The following is a 21,232-nucleotide window of genomic DNA, read 5'->3' as shown; positions in this document are numbered from 1 at the left end:
GGCATGTCGATTGTGAAGATCAACGCGATCAACGTCCCGCCGCAGGCCGGACCCGAGCTCGAGCGCCGGTTCGCCGCGCGAGCGGGTGCGGTCGAGTCGTCGCCGGGCTTCCTCGGATTCCAGCTGCTGCGTCCGACGGCCGGCGAGGAGCGCTACTTCGTCGTCACGCACTGGGCGGACGAGGCGTCGTACGCCGCGTGGCGGGACGGCGACGCCCGTGCCGCCCACGCCGGCGAGCACGGGAAGCCGGTCGCCCAAGGCGCGAACCTGCTCGAGTTCGACGTCGTCCTGGACGTCAAGCCCGCCTGAGCGCGCCTCGGTCAGGGCAGCAACCCGCGCACGTAGGCGGCCTGCCCCGCGTGCTGGGATGCGTCGTCGACGACGCTGACCAGCCGCACGCCCCGGGTCACCGGAGGATCCCACCGCTGGTCGACGACGTCCTGCAAGGACCCCTCGTCGAGGCTCTTCAGATAGCGGATCGTCGCGTCGACCGCGTCGTCGAGGTAGCCGGACAGCAGGCAGGGGTCGTGCACGACGACCCGGCCGGCCTCCTCGGCCGTGTGGCCGTACCCCATGGACCCGGCGGGCAGGTCCAGGGCGAACCGGTCGACCCAGCCCTTCGCGGTCCATGCCTGCTCGCTTCCGGCCAGCGCGGCGATCTGGACGTCCTGCTCGCGGGCGATGTGCCAGACCAGCCAGCCGATCGAGTTGTGATCGCCGCCGGGTCGCCAGTTGACCTGGTCGGCGGTCAGGCCGTCGAGCAGGCCGTGGCAGACCTCGCAGCTGCGTTCGATGCCGTCGATGAGTACGTCGCGCGCGTCCATCGCTCGACCGTACCTGCGGGGCGCGTCATTCGCGTAGTACTTGCCCCGCGGACGCCGCGTCGGTGGCAGGCTGGGCATATGAAGAAGCGCACCATCGCAGCCCTCGCCCCCGTCGTCGGCGCCGCCGGGATGGCCCTGCAGGACCTCATCCAACGCGACCACGCGCTGCGGCGGAACTTTCCGGTCATCGCGCGGCTGCGGTACGCGCTGGAGGCCATCGGTCCGGAGATCCGCCAGTACATCGTGACCGGCAACGACGAGGAGCGGCCCTTCAGCCGCGACCAGCGGCGCTGGGTCTACTCGTCGGCGAAGAAGGAGAACAACTACTTCGGCTTCGGCACCGACAACGACATGGAGCACGGCGTCTACCCGATCATCAAGCAGCGCACGTTCTCGGACGTGGCGCCCAACGCCAAGCTGCACGGTGGCCAGGAGACACCGTTGCCCTGCGCCAAGGTCGTCGGCGCCGCTCGCGGCCGGCGGCTGGCCTTCCGGCCCGCGTCGGTGGTCAACGTCTCGGCGATGTCGTTCGGCTCGCTGAGCCCCCAGGCGATCGCCGCCATCAACACCGGGGCCAGGCTCGGCGGCTTCATGCACAACACCGGCGAGGGCGGGCTGTCCGACCACCACCGCCAGGGCGGCGACCTGGTCATGCAGATCGGCACCGGCTACTTCGGCTGCCGGGACGCCGACGGGCACTTCAGTCTCGAGAAGCTGGTCTCCGTGGTCGAGTCGGCCCCGGTGCGGATGATCGAGATCAAGCTCAGCCAGGGCGCGAAGCCGGGTCTGGGCGGCCACCTCCCGGGCGCGAAGGTGAACGCCGAGATCGCCCGCATCCGCGGCGTCGAGCAGGGCAAGGACGTGATCAGCCCCTCGCGGCACTCGGCGTTCGGCAACATCGACGAGATGCTCGACTTCGTCGAGCGGATCGCCGACGCCACGGGTCTTCCGGTCGGCATCAAGTCGGCCGTCGGAGACCTCGAGTTCTGGCACGAGCTGGCCGAGCGGATGGCTCCCGGAGACCGCGGCGTCGACTTCATCACCATCGACGGCGGTGAGGGCGGCACCGGGGCCGCGCCGATGGTCTTCTCCGACAACGTGTCCTTCCCGTTCCGGGTCGCGTTCAGCGAGGTCTACCGGATCTTCGCGGCGGCCGGACTCACCGACCGCGTCGTCTGGATCGGTTCCGGGAAGCTCGGGCTGCCCGACAACGCGATCGTCGCCTTCGCGCTGGGCGCCGACATGGTCAACGTCGCGCGCGAGGCCATGCTCGCGATCGGCTGCATCCAGGCCCAGAAGTGCCACACCGACCACTGCCCCACCGGGGTGGCGACGCAGAGCCCCTGGCTCGCGCACGGGCTCGACCCGGCGAAGAAGGCCGACCGGCTGGCCAACTACGTCATGACGCTGCGCCGGGACCTGCTGAAGGTGTCGGAGGCCGCCGGCGTCGCGCATCCCGGGCTGATCACCCCGGACGATGTGGCGATGCTCGACGGGCACCTCGGCCAGTCGCCGCTGCGCGAGGTCTACTCCTACCGCGACGGCTGGGGGCTGCCCGGGCCGGCCATCCGGGCGGAGATCACCGAGATCATGACGCGCAAGGACGACGGTCCGAGCGACCGGGTGCAGCAGACGAAGCCCGCTCCGGTCGGCAACCGCAACCGCTCGGTGAGCTGAGCCGGACGTCGGCCTCCTGCGTGGACGGGGAGAGCTAGCCCGGCTTGCGGCTGGGGCGGGGTCGGGTCCCGCTGCGGTCCAGGTGCACCGGCGTCGGCTGCGGATGGGCAGCCAGCACGGCATCCGCCGACCCCAGCTCCTCCAGCTCCTGCAGGATCACCCGCGTCGGGGTCATGAGCTGCAGATCTCCCCCGCGCCCGCGTTCGAGGATCTCGCGCACGGGAAGCCACTCCGAAGCCAGCGCCTCCGTGGTGGTGTTCTGCGGCGAGCGCGGATCGTCGCTCGGGAGCCCGGTCACCATGAAGTGCACCTGGAATCGCTTCGGGAATCCCGGTGGCGTGGTCCAGTCGTCCCAGGGCAGCAGCTCCTCCACCCGCAGGTCGACGCCGGTCTCCTCGGCCATCTCGCGGAGCCCGGTCGCCAGGATGGTTCGCACGGCGAGGCTGCGGTCCTCGGCATTGCCGACGTACGTCGAGTCCCGCCAGGCGTCGAGCAGATCCGACATGACCGCGGCGGACACCTCGGGTGGGTGCTCAGCATCGATGGGGTCGACCCGGCCGCCGGGGAAGACCACCGCGCCGGGCGCGAAGTCCATGGTGTGCACCCGGTGCTGCACGTACACCTCGAGCCCGCGCTCGCCGTCGCGCACGGGGATCACGCTCACCGCGGGGCGCGGCACGACGCCGGCGGTGATGCTGCGGCTCATCACCACGCGACGACCGGCGGCGTGCAGGCCGCCGGCGCGTTCTCGCGCCAGCAGCGGCTCGAGGCGCGCCGGCGCCGGATCGACCGTCTCGAAGCCCAGCGTCTCGTAGAACGGCGCGTTCCACGGCACGTCGGCGAAGGTGATCAGCGTGAGGTCGCCGCCGCCCAGGCTCGCGACCATGTCGACCGCGGCGTACACCAGCTCGGTGCCAATGCCCTGGCGCATGTGGCTGGGGTGGACGGCCACCTGATCGAGGTGGTGATGGCCGTCGACCTCGACCACGTGCGCGAACCCGACGACCGGCTGCCCGACGACGAGCACGAACCCGCCCGTCTCGGCCCGCTCGGCGCCGCTCGGCGGCGTTCCCCAGCCGGCGACGTCCAGCACGGGCGCGAAGACCCGGTCCGCTGCCGCCTCGATGTCCTGCACGGCCGCCAGGTCGGCGGGGGTGGCGATGCGCGCGCGTAGGGAGGTCATCGGGCACCCTCGTCGGTCGGGCGCGGCCACAGGCCCTCGGCCGCCAGGCGGCGCGACTCGTCCAGCGCGAGCACCTCCGCGCCACCGCCGGTGCGGGCCGGGTCGACGTCACGGTACTTGCGCAGCTCGAGCCGGCCGATCTGGTTGCGGTGCACCTCGTCAGGGCCGTCGGCAAGCCGCAGCAGCCGCGCCGTGCCGAAGGCCGAGGCGAGGAAGTGGTCGTTGCCGGTGCCGCCGCCACCGAAGGCCTGCATGGCCCAGTCGATGATCGTCTGGGCCATCCGCGGCGCGGCGACCTTGATCATCGCGATGTGCTGCTTGGCCCCCTTGTTGCCCACCGCGTCCATCATCTCCGCGGCGTTCAGCGTGAGCAGCCGGGCCTGCTCGATGAGAATGCGGGACTCGGCGATGCGCTCGAGCGTCACGGTCTGCTCGCTGAGCGGCCGGCCGAACGGAGCGCGCAGCTCGGCACGCCGGCACATCCGCTCCAGCACCCGCTCGGCCAGGCCGATCAGCCGCATGCAGTGGTGGATGCGCCCGGGCCCGAGCCGGCCCTGCGCGATCTCGAAGCCGCGGCCCTCGCCGAGCAGCATGTTGGAGGCCGGTACCCGCACGTCGGAGAACAGCACCTCCGACGCGCGGTCGGGTACGCCGTAGAAGCCGAGCACCGGAAGCGACCGGAGCACCTCGACGCCGGGCGCGTTCTTCGGGACGAGGATCATCGACTGCCGCTGGTGCGGGTTGGCGTTGTCGGGGTCGCTCTTGCCCATGAAGATGATGATCTGGCAGCGCGGGTCGGTGGCGCCGGTCGTGTACCACTTGCGGCCGTTGACGACGTACTCGTCGCCGTCGCGGACGATCGAGCTGCCGATCTGGGTGGCGTCGGACGACGCCTCCTCGGGCTCGGTCATCGCGAAGGCGGACCTGATCTGGCCGGCCAGCAGGGGTTCGAGCCACTGCTGCCTCTGCTCGGTCGTGCCGTAGCGCAGGATCGTCTCCATGTTGCCGGTGTCGGGAGCAGCGCAGTTGAAGATCTCGGGGGCCAGCGCGCTGCGGCCCATGATCTCGCAGAGCGGCGCGTACTCGCGGTTCGTCAGGCCGTTCTCGGACTCGGACGCCGGCAGCCAGAGGTTCCAGAGGCCCGCTTCGCGGGCCAGCGGCTTGAGCTCCTCGATCACGGGGTACACCGCCCAGGGTCCGAGCCGCTCAGCCTCCAGGTAGTAGCGACGCTCGTTCGGGTAGACATGCTCGGCCATGAAGTCGGCGAGCCGCTGCGCGAGCTCGTCGACGCGGGCGGTCTTTCGGGTCATCTGATCCTCCGTCATCTGGGCCGTACCGTCAGCACCTGGGACAGCACGCCGATGGGGCCGCCTTCGTCGTGCAGCACGCTGTGGGTGAGCCCGAGGCCACCGGACCCGAACGACACGAACGTATCGAAGCCGAGCCAGTCGCCCTCCGGCTGGTTGAAGAAGTGGGCCGTGACGTCGATGTTCGGGAACAGCACCTCGTCGGGGCTCGCGCGCACGGTCATGCCGTTGGCGATGTCGATCAGGCCGGCGGCGCGGGACAGGGCGCTGACCGGCTCGCCGTCGATCAGCTCGACCTTCGGGCGCACCCAGTACGCCGCCCTGCCCGGTTCCTGCTCGAGCCGGTAGGCCTCGGCCGAGGCGATGAATCCGCCCGGCCACACCGACGAGGGGCTCCACGGCCGCATCCGGTCTCGGGGCGGCATCGCGGCGAACGGGCTGGCCGCGAACCGGGAGGTCTGCGCGCGGCTCATCAGCCACACCCGCAGCAGCACGATGGCCCGTCCGGCGTGGGCGAGGGTCGCCTCGACAAGCTCGATCGTCCGGCCGGGCCGCACGACCCGCACGTCGAGGTCGAAGTCCGCCACCGGCACCGTGCCGAGGATGTCGTAGGACAGCCGCCCCACCACGAGGCCGTCGTCGCGGCGGGCGTCGCGGTCTGTCTCCACCGCGTGCAGCAGCAGGCCGAGGGCCGGCGCGATGTGCTGCTCGCCGGGATCCCACGCGCCGGTCGTGTGCTCGGTCGCCTGGAAGCGGTGTTCCGCGAGCCGTCGAAAGTACGAATCCGGCATCGGCACCTCCCTTTGTTGCCGATCCTAACTATCGGCGACGGCGCCGCTCCGGTGGCCCTGGAGACCTACGACGGACCGTCGAGGAACCGCCGGAGCACCTCGATGAACACCGCCTGCTGCTCCGAGTGGACCCAGTGCCCGGCGCCCTTGATGGTCACCTTGCGCACCCGCGGGAACAGCGCGCGCATGGCCTCGGTGTGCTCGTCGCGGATGTACTGCGAGTCGCCGCCGGCGATCCACAGCACGGGGCCGTCGTACGGCGCGGCGTCGAGCCCGGAGGGGAAGCCACCGATCCGCGGCAGGCTGCTGCGCAGCAGATCCAGGTTGGCGCGCCAGACCCACCGTCCGTCCCGGTGCCGCAGGTTCTGCAGCAGGAACCCGCGGACGCTGTCCTCGGGTACCCGGCGGCGCAGCAGCCGGTCGGCCTCCGACCGCGAGCCGAGGGTGCCGAGGTCCAGCTCCCCCAGCGCGCCGAGGAGGTCGGCGAACTGCGACATGCCGGAAGTGGAGACGGGCGCGATGTCCACCACCACCAGCCGCTCCACCAGCTCGGGGTGGCGCAGCGCCACGACCATCGCGACCTTCCCGCCCATGGAGTGGCCGACGACCGCGGCCGGCCCGCGGCCGGAGGCGGCGATCTCGGCCGCCACCGCCGCAGCCATCTGCTCGTAGTCGACGTCGGTGGTCCAGGCCGAGCCGCCGTGGTTGGGCAGGTCGACCAGGAGCGAGCTGCGGCCCGGCGCGAGCGCCTTCGCGATGGTCGTGAAGTTCTTGCCCTGCCCGAACAGGCCGTGCAGGAAGACCGTGAGCGGGCCGCCGTCGCCGATCAAGGTCGTCGAGAGCGGCTCGGCCGTCGATGGAGGCATGCCAGCACCATAACGGCAGCGCTCTCGCCCGGGGCCAGTAGCGTTACGGCATCGAACGAGGCGGGAGGCGCGGTGCAGGTCGACTACCTGATCGTGGGTGCCGGTGCGGCCGGCTGCGCGCTGGCCGCCCGGCTCGGCGAGGACCCCACCGTGCAGGTGCTGGTGCTCGAGGCGGGCGGCGCGACACGACGTCCCTCGACCGTCGTCCCGCGGGCCTTCCCGTTCGCTCTCGAGTCCGAGCTCCTGCAGAGCTACCCGGTGCGCGCAGCACCGGGCGGCGAGGCGAGCTACTGGGTCCGGGGCCGCGGGCTCGGCGGGTCGACGGCGCTCAACGGGATGATGTACCTGCGCGGGGCACCCGCGGCGTACGACGACCTCGAGTCGGGCGGGAACCCCGGCTGGGGCTGGGCGGTGCTTGAGGAGGCGTTCGAGGAGCTCGAGCGCCGCTTCGTGCGGCCCACCCGCTCGACGCTGAACCCGCTCGACGAGCTGCTCCTGGAGACGGTGGAGTCGCGCGGGATGCACCGGGTGGACGATCTCAACGCGGCGGGCGGACCGCGGTCCGGTGCGACCCCGGCGACGATCTCCGGCGGTCGCCGGATGAGTGCCGCCCGGGCGCTGCTGGAGCCGGCCCGCCGGCGCGGGAACGTCCGTGTGCTGACCGGCACGAGCGCTCGATCCTTGCTGTGGAAGGGCACCAGGGTGACCGGAGTCCGCGCCGAGCGGAACGGCGGCATGGGCGAGCTGACCGGCCGCACGGTCATCCTGTGCGCCGGGACGATCGAGACGCCGCTGCTGCTGGAGCGGTCCGGGGTCGGCGATCCCGCGCGGCTGCGCGCGGCGGGTATCGACGTCCGGGTGCCGAGCCCGAACGTCGGAGAGAACGTGCGGGAGCAGCGCGGCCAGGCTCTGCAGATCCCGCTGCGCGAGCCGGTCGGCGGAGCGAGCGAGCTCCGGTCCCTCCTCGCGCTGGCCCGCCAGGCAGCCCGTTATGCCGTCGACCGCGGTGGGGCGCTGGCGCGTCCGGCGTACGACGTTGCCGCCATCGCGGAAACGACCTCGGGCGGCGCGCAGCTCGTGGCCGCGCCGTTCGGTCTGGACGAGGGCGGGCGGCTGCGCCCGGCGCGGCACCCCGCGGTGCTCCTGGGCGGTTATCGGATCAAGCCGTCGTCGACGGCCCGCATCCATGTGCGCGCGGCGGATCCCGACGGCCCTGCGCTGATCGAGCTCGCTCCACGGAGCGCCGACGACGTGGCGGCCGACGATGAGATCGGGCGGCTGCTGCAGGACCTCGCCGCGACCGATCCATTGGCGGGGGTGGCCGATCCGGCGCGGGTGTCCCCCGCGCCGACCGCGCTGTCGGTGTACCACGCGGTCGGCTCGGCCGCCATGGGCCCGCAGGCCGCGGACGTCGTCGACGAGCGGCTGCGGGTGCGCGGCACCGAGGGCCTGCGCGTGGCGGATCTGTCCATCCTGCCGTTCCACACCAGCGGGGCGACCGCGGCCCCGGCGATGGCGATCGGCTGGATCGCCGGCGGCCTGCTCGCCGACGACCGCAGGTAGGTCAGCCGACCGGACGGCAGTCGTTGTCGCAGGAAGCCGAGCCGACCGGCCCGTCGGCGTGCGTGGCCGGCCTGTGCAGGATCGCGCTGGCCGGGCGTACCACGAACCCGTCGCCGTCGGGCGCCGCGGTGCCGTCGACGATGAGGCTCAGCCCTCGGGGCTCCCGCGGCGGGCAGAGCACCGTGACGGCATCGTTCCCCTCGAGGTTGCGCAGCGTCCCCTTGCTCGCGGTCGGGATGACCAGCACGTCGCCGTCCACCCGCACGTCGACGCAGACCACCTTCACGCGGCCGCCGCCGACGCTCAGCAGGTACGCCACGTCGAAGTCCTCGAGCGCCGTGCCCAGGTCCGCCAGCTTCACCTCAACACTCATGCGCTCAGCCTACGACCGGGCCGTACCCTGGTGGAGCCATGCAGTGCGACTACTTCGACTCCGCCCGATGCCGTTCGTGCACCCTCATGGGCACGCCGTACGACGTCCAGCTCGCGGAGAAGGACGCCCGGGTGCGCCGCCTGCTGGCCGCGCAGGTCCCCGACGACGCGTGGGCGACGCCGTTCGCGGGTCCGGAGTCGGGGTTCCGCAACAAGGCCAAGCTCGCGGTGGGCGGCACGACCACCGCGCCGACGCTGGGGTTGCTCGACCGTGACGGCGCCGGCGTCGATCTGCGTGACTGCGGGATCCACGAGCCCGGGCTGCGGGAGGTCCTGCCGCGCCTCGCGGAGTTCGTCACGCTCGCCGCGATCGAGCCGTACCGGCTCTCGACGCGGCGCGGCGAGCTCAAGAACCTGCTGGTCACCAGGTCGCCGACCGGCGAGCTGATGCTTCGGTTCGTGCTGCGCTCGCAGGAGGCGGTCGCCCGCATCCGCAAGCACCTACCGGCGCTGCGTGCGGCGCTCCCGCAGCTGCACGTCGTCTCGGTCAACATCCTGCCGGAGCACCGCGCGGTGCTCGAGGGCGATCTGGAGATCCCGCTCACCGCGCAACAGACCATGCCGATGCCGCTGTCGGCGATCACCGTGCACCTGCGGCCGCAATCGTTCTTCCAGACCAACACGGCGGTCGCCGACGCGCTGTACGCCCAGGCCGTGACCTGGTCGCACGACGCGGGTGCCGCCCATGTCTGGGATCTGTACTGCGGCGTCGGAGGCTTCGGGCTGCACCTTGCCGCGCCGGGCAGGCGCGTCGTCGGCGTGGAGAGCTCGGCGGAGGCGATCGCGAGCGCGCGGATCAGCGCCGCCGGGCTGCCGGGTGAGCTGGAGTTCGTGGTCGGCGACGCGACCGAGTACGCCGCCCGGCACCGTGGTGCGGACCTGATCGTGGTGAATCCGCCGCGGCGCGGTATCGGCGAGCTCGCCGGCCTCCTGGACGGCGGCGACGTCCGCACGGTCCTGTACTCCTCGTGCAACGCCGAGTCGCTGGCGCGCGACCTGGACCGCATGCCGTCACTGCGGCCCGCACGGGCGCGGCTTTTCGACATGTTCCCGCAGACCTGGCACCACGAGGTGCTCGTACTCCTCGAACGCGCCTAGCTGCCGACGTCCACGAGGGCAGCCACCCGACGAGCGAGCTTCCCCACGGTCGTCGAGCGAGCGAGGAACGAGCGACGTCGAGACGCCGCAAGCCGACAGGACGGCGCACCACGTCTCGACGTCGCCTCCGCTGGCGCTCCGGCTCGCTCGACGACCGTGAGGGTGAACCAGCTCGACGACCGCGAAAGGAAAACGACCCGACGACCGGGAAAGGACCCCTACGCTCGACGACCGTCGAAGGGCGCGCCGCCCGGACACGGCGCACCGCAGCGGGTCGCGGCATCCGACCCACCCCAACCCGACGCCGGCCACCCCACGGTCGCCGAGCGACCCCACCGACCAGCGAGCTTCCCCCCGGTCGTCGAGCGACCCCACCGACGAGCGAGCTTCCCCACGGTCGTCGAGCGAGCGAGGAACGAGCGACGTCGAGACGCCGCAAGCCGACAGGACGGCGCACCACGTCTCGACGTCGCCTCCGCTGGCGCTCCGGCTCGCTCGACGACCGTGAGGGTGAACCAGCTCGACGACCGGGAAGGTGAACCGGTTCGACGACGTGAAAGGGGAACGACCCGACGACCGTCGAAGGAGCCTGACCTGATGACCGATGCAGCGGCTAGCGGTCGCGGCGGACCCAGCGGCTGGTCGCGGCGGCGTCCTCGACGGGCCGGCCGGCCTTGGCCCAGCCGGTGAAGCCCTCCTCGACGTGCGCCACGTCCGGGAACCCCATGTCCTTGAGCGCTTGCGCGGCGAGCGCCGACCGCCCGCCCCCCGCGCAGTACAGCACGATGCGCCGGTCGGCGGTGAAGTAGTCGCGGTAGTACGGCGAGGCCGGATCGGCCCAGAACTCCAGCATCCCGCGCGGCACGTGCACCGAGCCCGGTATCGCGCCGGAGTCGACCCGCTCCTGGATCTCGCGGATGTCGACGACCAGCAACCGCTCGTCCCCGGCGTCCATCTCGTCCGCGACCTGATCGATCGACAGGTTCTCGAGGTTCTGCTTGATCTCCTCGACGCGCCCCCAGATCGGCGCGATCTCGGCGTTCTCGCTCATGCTGCCTCCTTAGCCGCGACGCGGCATCACGACGGTGTAATCGAAATCGAGCACGACGTTCGGCAGGTACTTGCCGTCCTCGCCCTTGTACGGGAACTCTGCGGTCGGGAGGTCCTTGGTCGCGACGGTGCGGACGCGCAACGCCCCGACGTCCGTGCGGCCCGGCAGCTCGATCTTCTCGAGCACCTCGGACCAGGCGTACACGGTGTCACCGGCGAAGGTCGGGTTGGCGTGCGTTCCGCCGTTGATCGCGACGATGAGCTGCGCGTTCGCCAGCCCGTTGAACGACAGCGCCCGGGCGAGGCTGATGATGTGGCCGCCGTAGATGAGCCGGCGCCCGATCTTCTCCTGGGCCTGCGCGTGCTGGTTGAAGTGCACCTTGGCGGTGTTCTGGTACAGCCGGGTGGCGAGCATGTGATCGGACTCCTCGATCGTCATGCCGTCGACGTGGTCGATGCGCTCACCCGCCTCGTAGTCCTCCCACAGGAAGTCACTGCCGGCGAGCACCGTGTCGTACGCCGCGGTGTCGACGGTGAACGGCACCTGCAGCGCCGCGGCGTCCACGGCGTCCGGCAGCTCGGGCAGCTGCGCGGCGGGCACCTCGGCGGACTCGTCGCGCTTGCGCACCATCACCCAGCGCACGTACTCCAGGACAGTCTCGCCGCGCTGGTTCCTGCCGACGGACCGGACGTAGACGTTGCCGGACTTGCCGTTGCTGTTGGGCTTGAGCCCGATCACCGTGGACGTCGTGGTCAGCGTGTCACCGGGGTACACGGGTGCGCCGTACACGCCGGCGGCGTACCCGAGGTTCGCGACCGCGTTCAGCGACACCTCCGGGACCGACTTGCCGAAGACGATATGGAAGGCGAGCAGGCTGTCGACCGGCATCCGGTCGAACCCCATCGACTGGGCGAACGTCGCGGCCGAGGTGGCGGCGAACCGCGGGCCGTAGAGCGCGGTGTACAGCGCGATGTCGCCCTCGGTCACGGTGCGCGGCGTGGCGTGCACGAGCTCCTGCCCGACCGCGAAGTCCTCGAAGTAGTTGCCCTGCACCGTCTTGGTCGACATACGATCCGCTGTCCTTCCGTGGGGATAGTGCCGCCATTCTCGCAAACCGCGCCGAGCCTGCTCCAGCGCGTCCCGGACGCCGCCGGTCGCGCCTAGGCTGGGGCCATGACGTTCGGGAGCCCGCAGATCAACCTGTACACGGACGACGTTGCTCGGCTGCGCGCGTTCTACGCCAGCCTGGGGTTCCACGAGACGTTCCGGCACCCCGCGACGGGGACGGTCCGGCACGTCGAGATGACGCTGGACGGGTTCACCCTCGGGATCGCCGACGCGGACGCGGCGCGCGCGGACCACGGGCTGACGCCCGACCTCGGCGGCCACCGCGTGGAGCTGGTGCTGACCAGTACGGACACCGACGCCGACGTCGCGCGGCTCACCGCTGCCGGGGCGCCGGCGCTCAGCGCTCCGCACGACTGGCTCGGCCGGCTGCGCGTCGCCTGGATCGCCGATCCGGACGGCAATCCGATCCAGCTGGTGCAGACAAAGGCCGTGGCCCCGGCGGCCCCCACGGCGGCCGCTCCGACACAGGGCGCTCCGACGGCACCGACCACCCCGCCGAACGACACGGACGATCTGGCGCTGCCGCAGTCGCCGCTGCCGGCGGACTACTACACCGCCGGCGGCACCCCGACCTTCGACGCCGTGGCCGAGCGGATCCACCGCCGCGCGGCGATGGCGGACGGCAACGAGGTGCTCGACAGCGAGTCCGATCGCGGCCGCCACGAGACCGACGACGTGGCCGCGCTCAAGCGAGCCGGCCAGGACCGGCTCGCGCAGCTGCGCAGGTCGATGGGGTTCAAGCCGTAGCGTGCCGCACGCGGGCTCAGCGCCAGCCGGGGGTCCCGGCCGATGAACGCCATCAGCCGGTCGGTGACGGGCGCGTCCTCCGGTACGTCGCGCGGGCGGCCGAACTGGCCGGACTCGTGCAGCGCCGGCCCCGCCGCCCGTAGCCCGGACAGCAGCTCCGAGGCGCTCTGCTCGTCCAGCCGCGGATCCTGACCGCTCGCGCGGGCGAGGTCCCACGTGTGCATGAATACGTCGGCGGTGTAGAACCGATCGACGCCCTCGGCGAGGGTCCCGTCCCCGGGCGTCATCGGGTGCTGCAGCGGCTCGTCACCGTGCTGGGCCAGCAGCCGCTCGACCGCCGCCCGGTGCTGCGCCCACGCGGCCGGCGGCGGCACGTCGTCCGGGGGCGTGTCGAGCGGGAAGCCCGCGCCCTGCAGAAAACCCGGCAGCCAGGTCGTGAGGTGACCGACGACGTCGCGGGCGCGCCACTCCGCCACGGGAGTGGGCGCGTCCCAGTCGGTCACGCCGTCCACCACGGCCCCGAATCGGTCGAGGACCTCGGCACGATCGATCACGATGGTGTCCCCTCGTTCGTCGTCGGTTACGCCGGGGTGAACCGAAGCAGCGCCGCGTCGTCGCCGACCGCGTCGAACGTCGCGGTGACCGCGGCGCCGATCTCGGGGTCGCCGTCGAAGCCGACCAGGTTGGTCATCACCCGCGGCCCCTCCTCCAGCTCGACGTACGCCAGGACGTACGGACCGGCGTCGCGGTACTCCGCCAGCCCCTTCGCGGTGCGCGTCCAGCTGTAGACGGTGCCCTTGCCGCTGGCCTCGAAGCTCGAGAGGCTCTGCTTGTGGCAGACCGGGCAGATCGCCCGCGGCATCCAGATCACCGCGTTGCAGTCGTCGCAGCGCTGCAGGGTGATCACGCCGCGCGTCGTGCCGGCCCAGTACTCACGAGTGTCGGGGTCGATCACGACCTCCGGCGTCGGAAGCTGCTCGCTCATCGACTACTCCCTTCCCAGGATCAGCGTGGCCGACCCCATGCGATTGCCGAGATTGCCGCCGGTCCCGTGCGCGAGGGCGATCTCGCAGTCGGCGACCTGTACGGCGGGATGGGCCTCGCCGCGCAGCTGGCGGACGGCCTCGATGACCTTGGTGATGCCGCCGCGGTTGGTGGGGTGGTTGTTGCACAGGCCCCCACCGTCGGTGTTGAACGGCAGTGCGCCGTCGGGCGCCTCGAGCGCGCCGTCCGCGACGTACGCGCCGCCCTGGCCCTTCTTGCAGAAGCCGAGATCCTCGATGGTCTCCACGACGGTGATCGTGAAGGAGTCGTAGATGCTCGCGTAGTCGATATCGGCGTGCGTCACGCCGGCCTCCTCGAACGCGCGCGGACCGGACCAGCGGGCGCCGGTGTAGGTCAGGTCGATCCGCCCGTTGTCGGCGAGCTTGGGCGACTCGCCGTGCCCGAGCAGTGCGACCGACTGGCGATCCAGACGCTTGGCGACCTCGGGGCTCACCACGATGAGCGCGCCGCCGCCGTCGGTGACCACGCAGCAGTCCAGCCGGTGCAGCGGGTCGCTGACCATCGGCGAGGCGAGCACCTCGTCGACGGTGACCTCCTTCTGCAGGAACGCGTTCGGGTTGTGCTTCGCATGCTTGGAGGCGGCCACCTTGACCGCGGCGAGCTGCGCCGACGTGGTGCCGTACTCATGCATGTGGCGGCGCGCAGCGAGCGCGTAGCCGCCGGGAGTGGTCAGGCCATAGACGTTCTCGAACGAGTACTCCGGGGCGCCGGGGCGCGGGGCACCCGCCACCGAGCCGCCGGTCCGAGGCTTGCCGCCGAGGGTGATCAGCGCGATCTGGCACTTGCCGGCTGCGATCGCGGCGGCCGCGTGCCCGACCTGCGCGACCGGGGAGGAGCCACCCATCTCGGTGACGTCGACGTACGACAGCTTCAGGCCCATGTAGTCCGCGAGGGACAGCGCCCCGAAGCCCGGCGCGTCGCCGGAGCAGAAGAACCCGTCGACGTCCGCGAGCGTGATGCCCGCGTCCGCGCAGGCGCCGAGCGCCGACTCGGCGTGGATCGCCGCGTGGGAGGTGTCCGGGAGATGCCGTCCGGGGTGCTCGTATGCACCCGCTATGCGTGCGTGGGAGGAAGCCATCGGCGACCTGGCCTTTCTGCTCGAACGAGAGCCATCAGCGCAACGTTAACAGTGCTAACTAGTTGCCCGGCACAGCGACTCACATCGTGGGCAGCGCGCGTGCTCTCGTAGAGTCGGCAGTACCGGCAGAGCGCGGCACCGGCGCGCCACCGACCCTAGCGAGGAGCGCGGGATGGACGCCAGCAGCGCGGGAACCCGAGCCGACGAGCTCGAGCTGGCCAGCGACTGCACCCGCTGCAGCGGCCTGTGCTGCGTCGCGCTGCAGATCACCCGCAGCAGCGCCTTCGCCGCCGCCAAGCCGGCCGGCGAGCCGTGCGCCAACCTCGGCGCCGACCACCGGTGCACCATCCACCACCGGCTGCGCGAGTCCGGTTGGTCGGGATGCACCGTGTACGAGTGCTACGGCGCGGGTCAGCGGCTCACCGCGGCGCGCGGATCGTGGCGCGACGCCCCGGTGCCGGGTCGGCTGTTCGCGGCCTTCTCCGCACTGCAGGCCGCGCATGAGGTCGTTTTCCTGCTGCGGCACGCACCGGTGCCCGCGGCGATGCGGTCCGGTCGCGACGAGCTGCTGCGCGTGGCGCTGGCCGCCGCGGACCGCGTCGAGGCGTCCGCGGCGACGGAGCAGACGACCGACGAGCTCTGGGCGCCGATCGGTCCGCTGCGCAGCAGGGTCGGCGCGTTCCTGACGACCGTCAGCACCCGGCTGCGCCGCGGTGGCGAGGACCACGCGCACGCCGACCTCGCGGGGCGGGACCTGCGGGCGACCCGGCTCGTCGGCGGGTCGCTGCGCGGAGCGGTCCTGATCGGCGCGAACCTGGCCGGGAACGATCTGAGCGGCGCCGATCTGCTGGGTGCGGACCTGCGCGACTGCGACCTGCGCGGGGCCGCGCTCGCGGGCGCGTTGTTCCTGACCCAGCCGCAGCTCAACGCCGCGCGCGGCGACGAGCTGACCACGCTGCCGCCCGGGGTGACCCGCCCGGCACACTGGCACCGCCGGACCGGCTGACCGGCAGGATCGCTAGGCCGTCGGCTGCGGCCCGTCGTAGCCGGAGACGACGGTGATGTCCGCGTCGCCGGCACCGGCGCGCAACGACTTCGCGTACTGGTACTCCGGCGAGTGGTAGCACTCCAACGCCTGCTCGTACGACGGGAACTCGATGACCACGTTGCGGGCGCGGCCGGTCCCCTCGACCGTGTCGTGGTCGCCGCCGCGGACCAGGAAGCGCGCGCCGTACTTCGCGAAGGCGGCCGCGTTCGCGGCGACGTACTGCTGGTACTTGCTCTCGTCGCTGACGTCGACGCGCGCGATCCAGTAACCGTTGGGCATGGCTAATCCACCTCTTCGGAGACGACGTGGAACTTCTTGAGGACGTTGGGGCCGAAGCACATGGTGATCGGGACGTCGGCCGCGTCCCGGCCCCGCGCGATGACGACCCGTCCGATGCGCCGGGCGTTGTGCCGGGCGTCGAAGGTGTGCCACTTGCCGCCGAGGTAGACCTCCGACCAGGCCGAGAAGTCGCCGGGGTCCCCACTCGCGGGCACGCCGTGCTCGCCGAGGTAGCCGGTCACGTAGCGGGCGGGGAGGTTCATCGCGCGGCAGAGCGCGACGAACAGGTGCGCGAAGTCGCGGCACACCCCGACCTGCTCGCGGTAGCCGTCCAGCGCAGTGCGGTTGGCGCGCGCCTTCTGGTAGTCGAAGGTGATGCGCTCGTGCGTGAAGTCGCTGATCGCCTGCACCCGCTCCCAGCCCTCGGGGACCTTGCCGAAGGTGTCCCACGCGACCTGCATGAGGTCGCTGTCGAAGTCGCAGTACCGGCTCGGCAGCAGGAACTGGTGCACCTCGTGCGGCAGGGCGGTGACCGCGTGCTGCTGCGCGCCGAGGTCGACCGGGTCCGGCTCGTCCGAGCACTCCACGATCGCCTCGCCGGTCAGCTTCACCGCGTCGACGGGCTCCATCACGTCGACATAGCCGCACAGGTTGCCGAACGAGTCGACGTACTGCGCCGGCGGCAGTCCACCGGTGACGGTGATCGTCTCCTCCCCGACGATGTCCTGGCGCCGGGACGGGTGCACCCGCAGCATGTGGATGACGCGGGTCGGCGCCCACACGCCGAGGTGGATGTCGAAGCCGACTCTGATACGCATGCGGACGACCCTATTGGGTTCGGGCGCTGCGCGCAGCCGGACCGCGCGAATCACACTCCCGCTGCGTCGCGCGCGCCGATCGGCGATAATCGAGCCGTGCCGACGACCAACCCCCACGCCCGCGCGCCCCGGAACCTGACTCGTTTCGCCTGGCTGTCGATCGCTGCGGCGCTCGCCACGATCGTGCTGAAGTTCGGTGCCTACCTGCTCACCGGCTCGGTCGGCCTGCTGTCGGACGCCGCCGAGTCGATCGTGAACCTCGTCGCGGCGGTCGTCGCCCTGTTCGTGCTGCACATCGCCGCCAAGCCGGCCGACAAGAACCACAACTTCGGCCACAGCAAGGCCGAGTACTTCTCGGCGTGGATCGAGGGGATCATGATCTTCCTCGCGGCGGCGTTCATCATCTATACGGGCATCGAACGGCTCATCACGCCCCGCGCGATCGAGAACATCGGCTTCGGCCTTGCCGTGTCGGTCGTCGCGTCGCTGATCAACGGCGCCGTCGCGGTGGTGCTGCTGCGCGCGGCCCGGCGCTACACGTCGCACACGCTGCACGCCGACGGCAAGCACCTGATGACCGACGTGTGGACGTCGGCCGGCGTCGTGCTCGGCGTGCTGCTCGTGGGGCTGACCGGTCTGCCGTGGCTCGACCCGGCGATCGCGATCGCGGTGGGCCTGAACATCCTGGTGGCCGGTTACCGCCTGGTGTTCGAGTCGACCGAGGGCCTGATGGACGTCTCCTGGTCGAAGGAGGAGAACCAGCGGCTGGCGACGATCGTGCGGGCCTTTCGCACCGACGAGGTCGACATCCACGCGCTGCGTTCTCGGATGGCCGGCCACCAGCGGTACGCCGAGATGCACGTGCTGGTGCCGGGCGCCTGGACGGTGTGGCGCGGGCACGATCTCGTCGAGGAGATCGAGACGGCCGTGGCCCGCGAGTTCGACGGCGTGGAGGTGACCTGCCACCTCGAGCCGATCGAGGACCCACGCGCCTACGGCGACTTTCCTGCGGAGATCGAGCTCAGCAGGAAGGTCGCCATTCACGGCGCGTCGCGTCATCAGGAGCCGCGGCCGATCCCGGAGGCCTAGCCGCACCGTGGCGCATCCCGTGCTCGCCGGCACCGGGTGCGTTCGTTAGCATGAGCAACGGTCTACACACCCCTGGGAGCAGAATGATCGACAAGCGCGTGCCGTCCCTCGAGGACGCCGTAGCCGGCATCACCGACGGCATGGCCGTGATGATCAGCGGGTTCGGCGACTCCGGTGTCCCCGTCGAGCTCACGCACGCGATGCTGGACCTGGGCGTCCGCGACCTCACCATCATCACCAACAACGGCGGTGCCGGTGAGAGCGACGTCGCCGCCCTGCTGCGGGAGGGCCGCGTCGCCCGGCTCATCTGCTCCTACCCCCGCTCCGTCGGCTCGCACTGGTTCAAGCAGCGCTGGGAGGAGGGCTCGGTGGAGTTGGAGCTGGTTCCGCAGGGCACCCTCACCGAGCGGATGCGCGCCGCGGCGGCCGGCCTCGGCGGCTTCTTCACGCCCACCGGCGCGGACACCGAGCTGGCCAAGGGCAAGGAGACCCGGATGATCAACGGCCGGCTGCACGTCCTGGAGGACCCGCTGCCGGCCGACATCGCCCTCGTGCACGCCGAGACGGCCGACCGCTGGGGCAACCTCGTCTACCACCTGGCGGCGCGCAACTTCGGCCCCACCATGGCCGCGGCCGCCGACACGACCATCGTGCAGGTGCGGTCGTTTGCCGAGCTCGGTGAGCTCGACCCTGAGCACATCGTCACGCCCGGCATCTTCGTCGACCGGGTCGTACAGATCGGAGAGCGCGCATGAGCGTCGGATTCACCCGTGCGCAGATGGCGGCCCGGGTCGCGCAGGACATCCCCGACGGCTCGTACGTGAACCTCGGCATCGGGATGCCGACCATGGTCGGGGACGCGCTGCCGGCCGACAAGGAGATCCTGCTGCACAGCGAGAACGGGATCCTCGGCATGGGGCCGACCCCGACGCCGGAGCAGTTCGACCCCGAGCTGATCAACGCCGGCAAGCAGCCGGTCACGCTGCTGCGCGGCGGCGCGATCTTCCATCACACCGACTCGTTCATGATCATGCGCGGCGGCCACCTCGACATCTGCGTGCTCGGCGGCTTCGAGGTCTCCGAGCGCGGGGACCTGGCCAACTGGTCGACCGGTGAGCCCACCCTGGCACCGGCCGTGGGCGGTGCCATGGACCTCGCGATCGGCGCCAAGCGGGTGTTCGTGATGATGACCCACACGACGAAGGACGGTCGCTCCAAGGTGGTCCGCGACTGCCGCTACCCGCTCACCGCGACCCGCTGCGTCGACCGGCTGTACACCGACCTCGCCGTCCTGCAGGTGGAGGACGACGGCCTGCACCTCGTCGAGCTCGGCCCCGGCGTGAGCACCGAGCAGCTGGTCGCGTCGACCGAGGCGACCCTGCACCTCTAGGCGCCGGGCACGATCTCCTGGGCCAGCTCGTGCGACTGTCCCGCGCCCAGCCGGATCGCGTCCTCGCCCACCGCGGCGGCCTCGACGCACACGAACGATCGCCACTCCCCCGCCCCGACGTCCGCCAGCGCAGCGGCCTTGGTCTCACCCGGGTTCCACACGACCGTTTGCGAAGCGCCGCCCGCGCGGACCAGCAACGACCGGGCGAGCGCCGGGTCCTGGAGCGTGACGTCCCCGGCGCAGTCGTAGACGCGGTCGACCTCCGGGCCGAGCGTGAGCGGTCCGCGTTGCGACCGTCGCGTCCCACCGGCGGTCTTGTCGGCGTACGTCGCGCCGTCCAGTCCGTGGAGGGCGACGGAGGTCGCGTCGCCCACCCGCAGATACGTGTGCAGGGCCGCCTCGCAGCCGGCCGGCGCCGCGGAGCGGTTCTCGATCCGGAGGGTGAACCGGCCCGAGCGCGGCGTCAGCTCCAGGTCGTACCGCAGCACGAAGGGGCTGTCGCTCCCCGGCGCGGCGCGGCCGGCAGCCGAGGGGTCGAGCAGGTAGCCGGCGCGCAGCCGGCTGCGCTGCTCGTCGACGTCCCACGTGATCTCCCGCCAGCGCGCCAGCCGCGCGAAGCCGTGCGCGGGCGCCCGGTCGCCGGACGGACCGCCGGCGAACCACGGGAAGCAGATCGGGATGCCGCCGCGGATCGCCTTGCCGGCCTCGAAGCGCGCGGCCGAGGACAGGTACAGCAGGTCCCCGTACCGCGCGCTCCACCACGACGTCACCTGCGCGCCGTGCGGGCTCACCGCATAGCGGCCCTCCAGGAGCTGCGCCTCGTGGACCTCTACGACGCTCACGACGCGGGACGGACCTCGTAGGTCGCCAGCCAGTCCTGCACGCTCGCGATGTCGACGCGCTGCAGGCCGTCGAGGTAGCGGCAGTTGTCGGTGTACCCGTACGACGTCACGGTCACCACGTACCCACTGTGGAACGTCGGACCGCCGGAGTCTCCGAAGCACGAGCCGCCGGTGCCCTTGGTGTCGTTCGGGTTGCCGTTGACCTGCAGGATCTGCGGGGTGAGCTTCTGCCCGGGCGCCTCGGCGACCCGCCGCAGCAGCGGGTAGCTCATCGGGGTGGGCTTCTGCGGGCCGGCGTCCGGCTTGCGCACCTCGGTGCCGTAGCCGACGATCGTGAACAGCGTCTTGTTCAGCGTGGGCTGCTGGAACTGCTCGAGGTAGTCCGGCGGCGCGATCGGGGACGGGGTGATGCCCTGCACCGGCTCGTCGAGCTGGACCACGCCGACGTCGTTCCAGTTCTGCATGTCGGTGAAGTCGGAGTAGTCCGGGTGAGCGTGCGACGTCCCGGCGAGATAGCCGCCGTGGGTGATCTCCGTCGACGTGTAGCCGGCGGCCGGGTCGTCGGCGACCGGCAGCCCGGACGGCGGCGCCTCGGCGATCACCGAGTCGAAGGTGACGGCCGTCTTCCCGGCCGTGCCGGCGGTGCAGTGCGCCGCGGTCAGCAGGACGGTCGGCGACACCAGCGTCGCGGAGCAGCGGTACCGTCCGCCGTTCTCGTAGAACACGATCATCCCGACGCTGGGATGCGCGTCACCGTCGGCGGTGCCACCGGTGATCGCGGACGCCGGCGCGGGGGTCAGCAAGGCGGTCGCCGCGGCGGCGAGGACGCCGACCACGGACCGGGTGAACTTCTTCATCGTGCTCCTCGGGGGCAGGCCTGCAGGTCAGGCGTTCGGCGATGCTGAGAGCAATCTGTCAGAAACGCGCCCCCGAACGACGATCGACCCCGCCGTCGG

23 protein-coding genes and 1 pseudogene are annotated in these 21,232 nt (G+C 71.6%); 9 read left to right on the top strand and 15 right to left on the bottom strand.

Going from position 1 to position 21,232, the window contains the following annotated elements:
* Positions 1 to 3: 3 nt before the first annotated feature.
* On the top strand, positions 4 to 309 hold the full coding sequence (locus tag F8A92_RS04225; protein WP_153503649.1) for an antibiotic biosynthesis monooxygenase family protein: 306 nt from the start codon (positions 4 to 6) through the stop codon (positions 307 to 309).
* Positions 310 to 320: 11 nt separating this feature from the next.
* On the opposite strand, the gene F8A92_RS04220 is transcribed toward F8A92_RS04225, so the two are convergent.
* Positions 321 to 824 carry a mycothiol transferase gene (locus F8A92_RS04220; protein ID WP_153503646.1) on the bottom strand — a complete coding sequence of 168 codons (504 nt, stop codon included), beginning with the start codon at positions 822 to 824 and terminating at the stop codon, positions 321 to 323.
* 78 nt (positions 825 to 902) lie between these two features.
* On the opposite strand from F8A92_RS04220, the gene F8A92_RS04215 reads away from it, so the two are divergent.
* On the top strand, positions 903 to 2,501 hold the full coding sequence (locus tag F8A92_RS04215) for an FMN-binding glutamate synthase family protein (RefSeq protein WP_153503644.1): 1,599 nt from the start codon (positions 903 to 905) through the stop codon (positions 2,499 to 2,501).
* A 34-nt stretch (positions 2,502 to 2,535) separates the two neighbouring features.
* Here F8A92_RS04215 and F8A92_RS04210 read toward each other — a convergent pair whose 3' ends face one another.
* From F8A92_RS04210 to F8A92_RS04195, 4 genes are all read right to left on the bottom strand, one after another.
* Complete coding sequence (locus tag F8A92_RS04210; protein WP_153503642.1) at positions 2,536 to 3,684, bottom strand: GNAT family N-acetyltransferase; 1,149 nt, start codon at positions 3,682 to 3,684, stop codon at positions 2,536 to 2,538.
* Complete coding sequence (locus F8A92_RS04205) at positions 3,681 to 4,994, bottom strand: acyl-CoA dehydrogenase family protein (protein WP_153503640.1); 1,314 nt, start codon at positions 4,992 to 4,994, stop codon at positions 3,681 to 3,683. The genes F8A92_RS04210 and F8A92_RS04205 overlap by 4 nt, the downstream gene beginning before the upstream one ends.
* 11 nt (positions 4,995 to 5,005) lie before the next feature.
* The gene (locus F8A92_RS04200) at positions 5,006 to 5,782 is read right to left on the bottom strand and encodes a thioesterase family protein (protein WP_153503638.1); all 777 of its coding nucleotides are present in this window, start codon (positions 5,780 to 5,782) and stop codon (positions 5,006 to 5,008) included.
* 65 nt (positions 5,783 to 5,847) lie between these two features.
* Positions 5,848 to 6,648 carry an alpha/beta fold hydrolase gene (locus F8A92_RS04195; RefSeq protein ID WP_153503636.1) on the bottom strand — a complete coding sequence of 267 codons (801 nt, stop codon included), beginning with the start codon at positions 6,646 to 6,648 and terminating at the stop codon, positions 5,848 to 5,850.
* Between the two features lie 72 nt (positions 6,649 to 6,720).
* Between F8A92_RS04195 and F8A92_RS04190 the strand changes: the two genes are divergently transcribed.
* On the top strand, positions 6,721 to 8,211 hold the full coding sequence (locus tag F8A92_RS04190; RefSeq protein ID WP_194291353.1) for a GMC family oxidoreductase: 1,491 nt from the start codon (positions 6,721 to 6,723) through the stop codon (positions 8,209 to 8,211).
* A gap of 1 nt (position 8,212) precedes the next feature.
* On the opposite strand, the gene F8A92_RS04185 is transcribed toward F8A92_RS04190, so the two are convergent.
* Complete coding sequence (locus F8A92_RS04185) at positions 8,213 to 8,584, bottom strand: pyridoxamine 5'-phosphate oxidase (protein ID WP_194291352.1); 372 nt, start codon at positions 8,582 to 8,584, stop codon at positions 8,213 to 8,215.
* Positions 8,585 to 8,622: 38 nt separating this feature from the next.
* On the opposite strand from F8A92_RS04185, the gene F8A92_RS04180 reads away from it, so the two are divergent.
* A complete protein-coding gene (locus F8A92_RS04180; protein WP_153503633.1) occupies positions 8,623 to 9,741 on the top strand; it encodes a methyltransferase domain-containing protein in 1,119 nt (372 codons plus the stop codon).
* 613 nt (positions 9,742 to 10,354) lie between these two features.
* On the opposite strand, the gene F8A92_RS04175 is transcribed toward F8A92_RS04180, so the two are convergent.
* A complete protein-coding gene (locus F8A92_RS04175; RefSeq protein WP_153503631.1) occupies positions 10,355 to 10,792 on the bottom strand; it encodes a rhodanese-like domain-containing protein in 438 nt (145 codons plus the stop codon).
* A 9-nt stretch (positions 10,793 to 10,801) separates the two neighbouring features.
* Positions 10,802 to 11,860, bottom strand: a complete 1,059-nt coding sequence (locus tag F8A92_RS04170; RefSeq protein ID WP_153503629.1) for a MaoC family dehydratase — start codon at positions 11,858 to 11,860, stop codon at positions 10,802 to 10,804.
* A gap of 105 nt (positions 11,861 to 11,965) precedes the next feature.
* Between F8A92_RS04170 and F8A92_RS18890 the strand changes: the two are divergent.
* Positions 11,966 to 12,325 (top strand): annotated as a pseudogene (locus F8A92_RS18890) (VOC family protein); the annotation flags it as partial.
* Between the two features lie 143 nt (positions 12,326 to 12,468).
* On the opposite strand, the gene F8A92_RS04160 reads toward F8A92_RS18890, so the two are convergent.
* Genes F8A92_RS04160 through F8A92_RS04150 form a run of 3 tightly spaced genes read right to left on the bottom strand, consistent with a single transcriptional unit; the run spans position 12,469 to position 14,810 of the window.
* Entirely contained in the window at positions 12,469 to 13,221 is a 753-nt protein-coding gene (locus F8A92_RS04160) for a TIGR03086 family metal-binding protein (RefSeq protein WP_228389186.1), read from the bottom strand.
* Positions 13,222 to 13,247: 26 nt separating this feature from the next.
* On the bottom strand, positions 13,248 to 13,652 hold the full coding sequence (locus tag F8A92_RS04155) for a Zn-ribbon domain-containing OB-fold protein (RefSeq protein WP_153503623.1): 405 nt from the start codon (positions 13,650 to 13,652) through the stop codon (positions 13,248 to 13,250).
* A 3-nt stretch (positions 13,653 to 13,655) separates the two neighbouring features.
* The gene (locus F8A92_RS04150; protein ID WP_153503622.1) at positions 13,656 to 14,810 is read right to left on the bottom strand and encodes a thiolase domain-containing protein; all 1,155 of its coding nucleotides are present in this window, start codon (positions 14,808 to 14,810) and stop codon (positions 13,656 to 13,658) included.
* 172 nt (positions 14,811 to 14,982) lie between these two features.
* On the opposite strand from F8A92_RS04150, the gene F8A92_RS04145 reads away from it, so the two are divergent.
* Positions 14,983 to 15,816, top strand: a complete 834-nt coding sequence (locus tag F8A92_RS04145; protein WP_153503620.1) for a pentapeptide repeat-containing protein — start codon at positions 14,983 to 14,985, stop codon at positions 15,814 to 15,816.
* Between the two features lie 12 nt (positions 15,817 to 15,828).
* On the opposite strand, the gene F8A92_RS04140 is transcribed toward F8A92_RS04145, so the two are convergent.
* The gene (locus F8A92_RS04140; RefSeq protein WP_153503618.1) at positions 15,829 to 16,137 is read right to left on the bottom strand and encodes a DUF1330 domain-containing protein; all 309 of its coding nucleotides are present in this window, start codon (positions 16,135 to 16,137) and stop codon (positions 15,829 to 15,831) included.
* Positions 16,138 to 16,139: 2 nt separating this feature from the next.
* Positions 16,140 to 16,955 (bottom strand): transglutaminase domain-containing protein, encoded by an 816-nt coding sequence (locus tag F8A92_RS04135; RefSeq protein ID WP_153503616.1) that lies wholly within the window; start codon positions 16,953 to 16,955, stop codon positions 16,140 to 16,142.
* Positions 16,956 to 17,051: 96 nt separating this feature from the next.
* On the opposite strand from F8A92_RS04135, the gene F8A92_RS04130 reads away from it, so the two are divergent.
* From F8A92_RS04130 to F8A92_RS04120, 3 genes are all read left to right on the top strand, one after another.
* Positions 17,052 to 18,044, top strand: a complete 993-nt coding sequence (locus F8A92_RS04130; protein ID WP_228389185.1) for a cation diffusion facilitator family transporter — start codon at positions 17,052 to 17,054, stop codon at positions 18,042 to 18,044.
* An 83-nt stretch (positions 18,045 to 18,127) separates the two neighbouring features.
* On the top strand, positions 18,128 to 18,799 hold the full coding sequence (locus tag F8A92_RS04125; RefSeq protein ID WP_153503614.1) for a 3-oxoacid CoA-transferase subunit A: 672 nt from the start codon (positions 18,128 to 18,130) through the stop codon (positions 18,797 to 18,799).
* A complete protein-coding gene (locus tag F8A92_RS04120; protein ID WP_194291351.1) occupies positions 18,796 to 19,434 on the top strand; it encodes a 3-oxoacid CoA-transferase subunit B in 639 nt (212 codons plus the stop codon). The genes F8A92_RS04125 and F8A92_RS04120 overlap by 4 nt, the downstream gene beginning before the upstream one ends.
* Here the strand turns inward: F8A92_RS04120 and F8A92_RS04115 are convergent.
* Complete coding sequence (locus F8A92_RS04115; protein WP_194291350.1) at positions 19,431 to 20,276, bottom strand: D-hexose-6-phosphate mutarotase; 846 nt, start codon at positions 20,274 to 20,276, stop codon at positions 19,431 to 19,433. The two genes, F8A92_RS04120 and F8A92_RS04115, sit on opposite strands and share 4 nt — an antisense overlap.
* Positions 20,273 to 21,133, bottom strand: a complete 861-nt coding sequence (locus F8A92_RS04110; RefSeq protein ID WP_153503610.1) for a trypsin-like serine protease — start codon at positions 21,131 to 21,133, stop codon at positions 20,273 to 20,275. Before F8A92_RS04110 ends, F8A92_RS04115 begins: the two co-directional genes overlap by 4 nt.
* Positions 21,134 to 21,232: the final 99 nt, after the last annotated feature.

The organism is Cumulibacter manganitolerans (genome assembly GCF_009602465.1).
Lineage (GTDB): Bacteria > Actinomycetota > Actinomycetes > Mycobacteriales > Antricoccaceae > Cumulibacter > Cumulibacter manganitolerans.
Note: the sequence above shows the minus strand (reverse complement) of the source record. Positions and strands in the feature narration are given on the sequence as shown.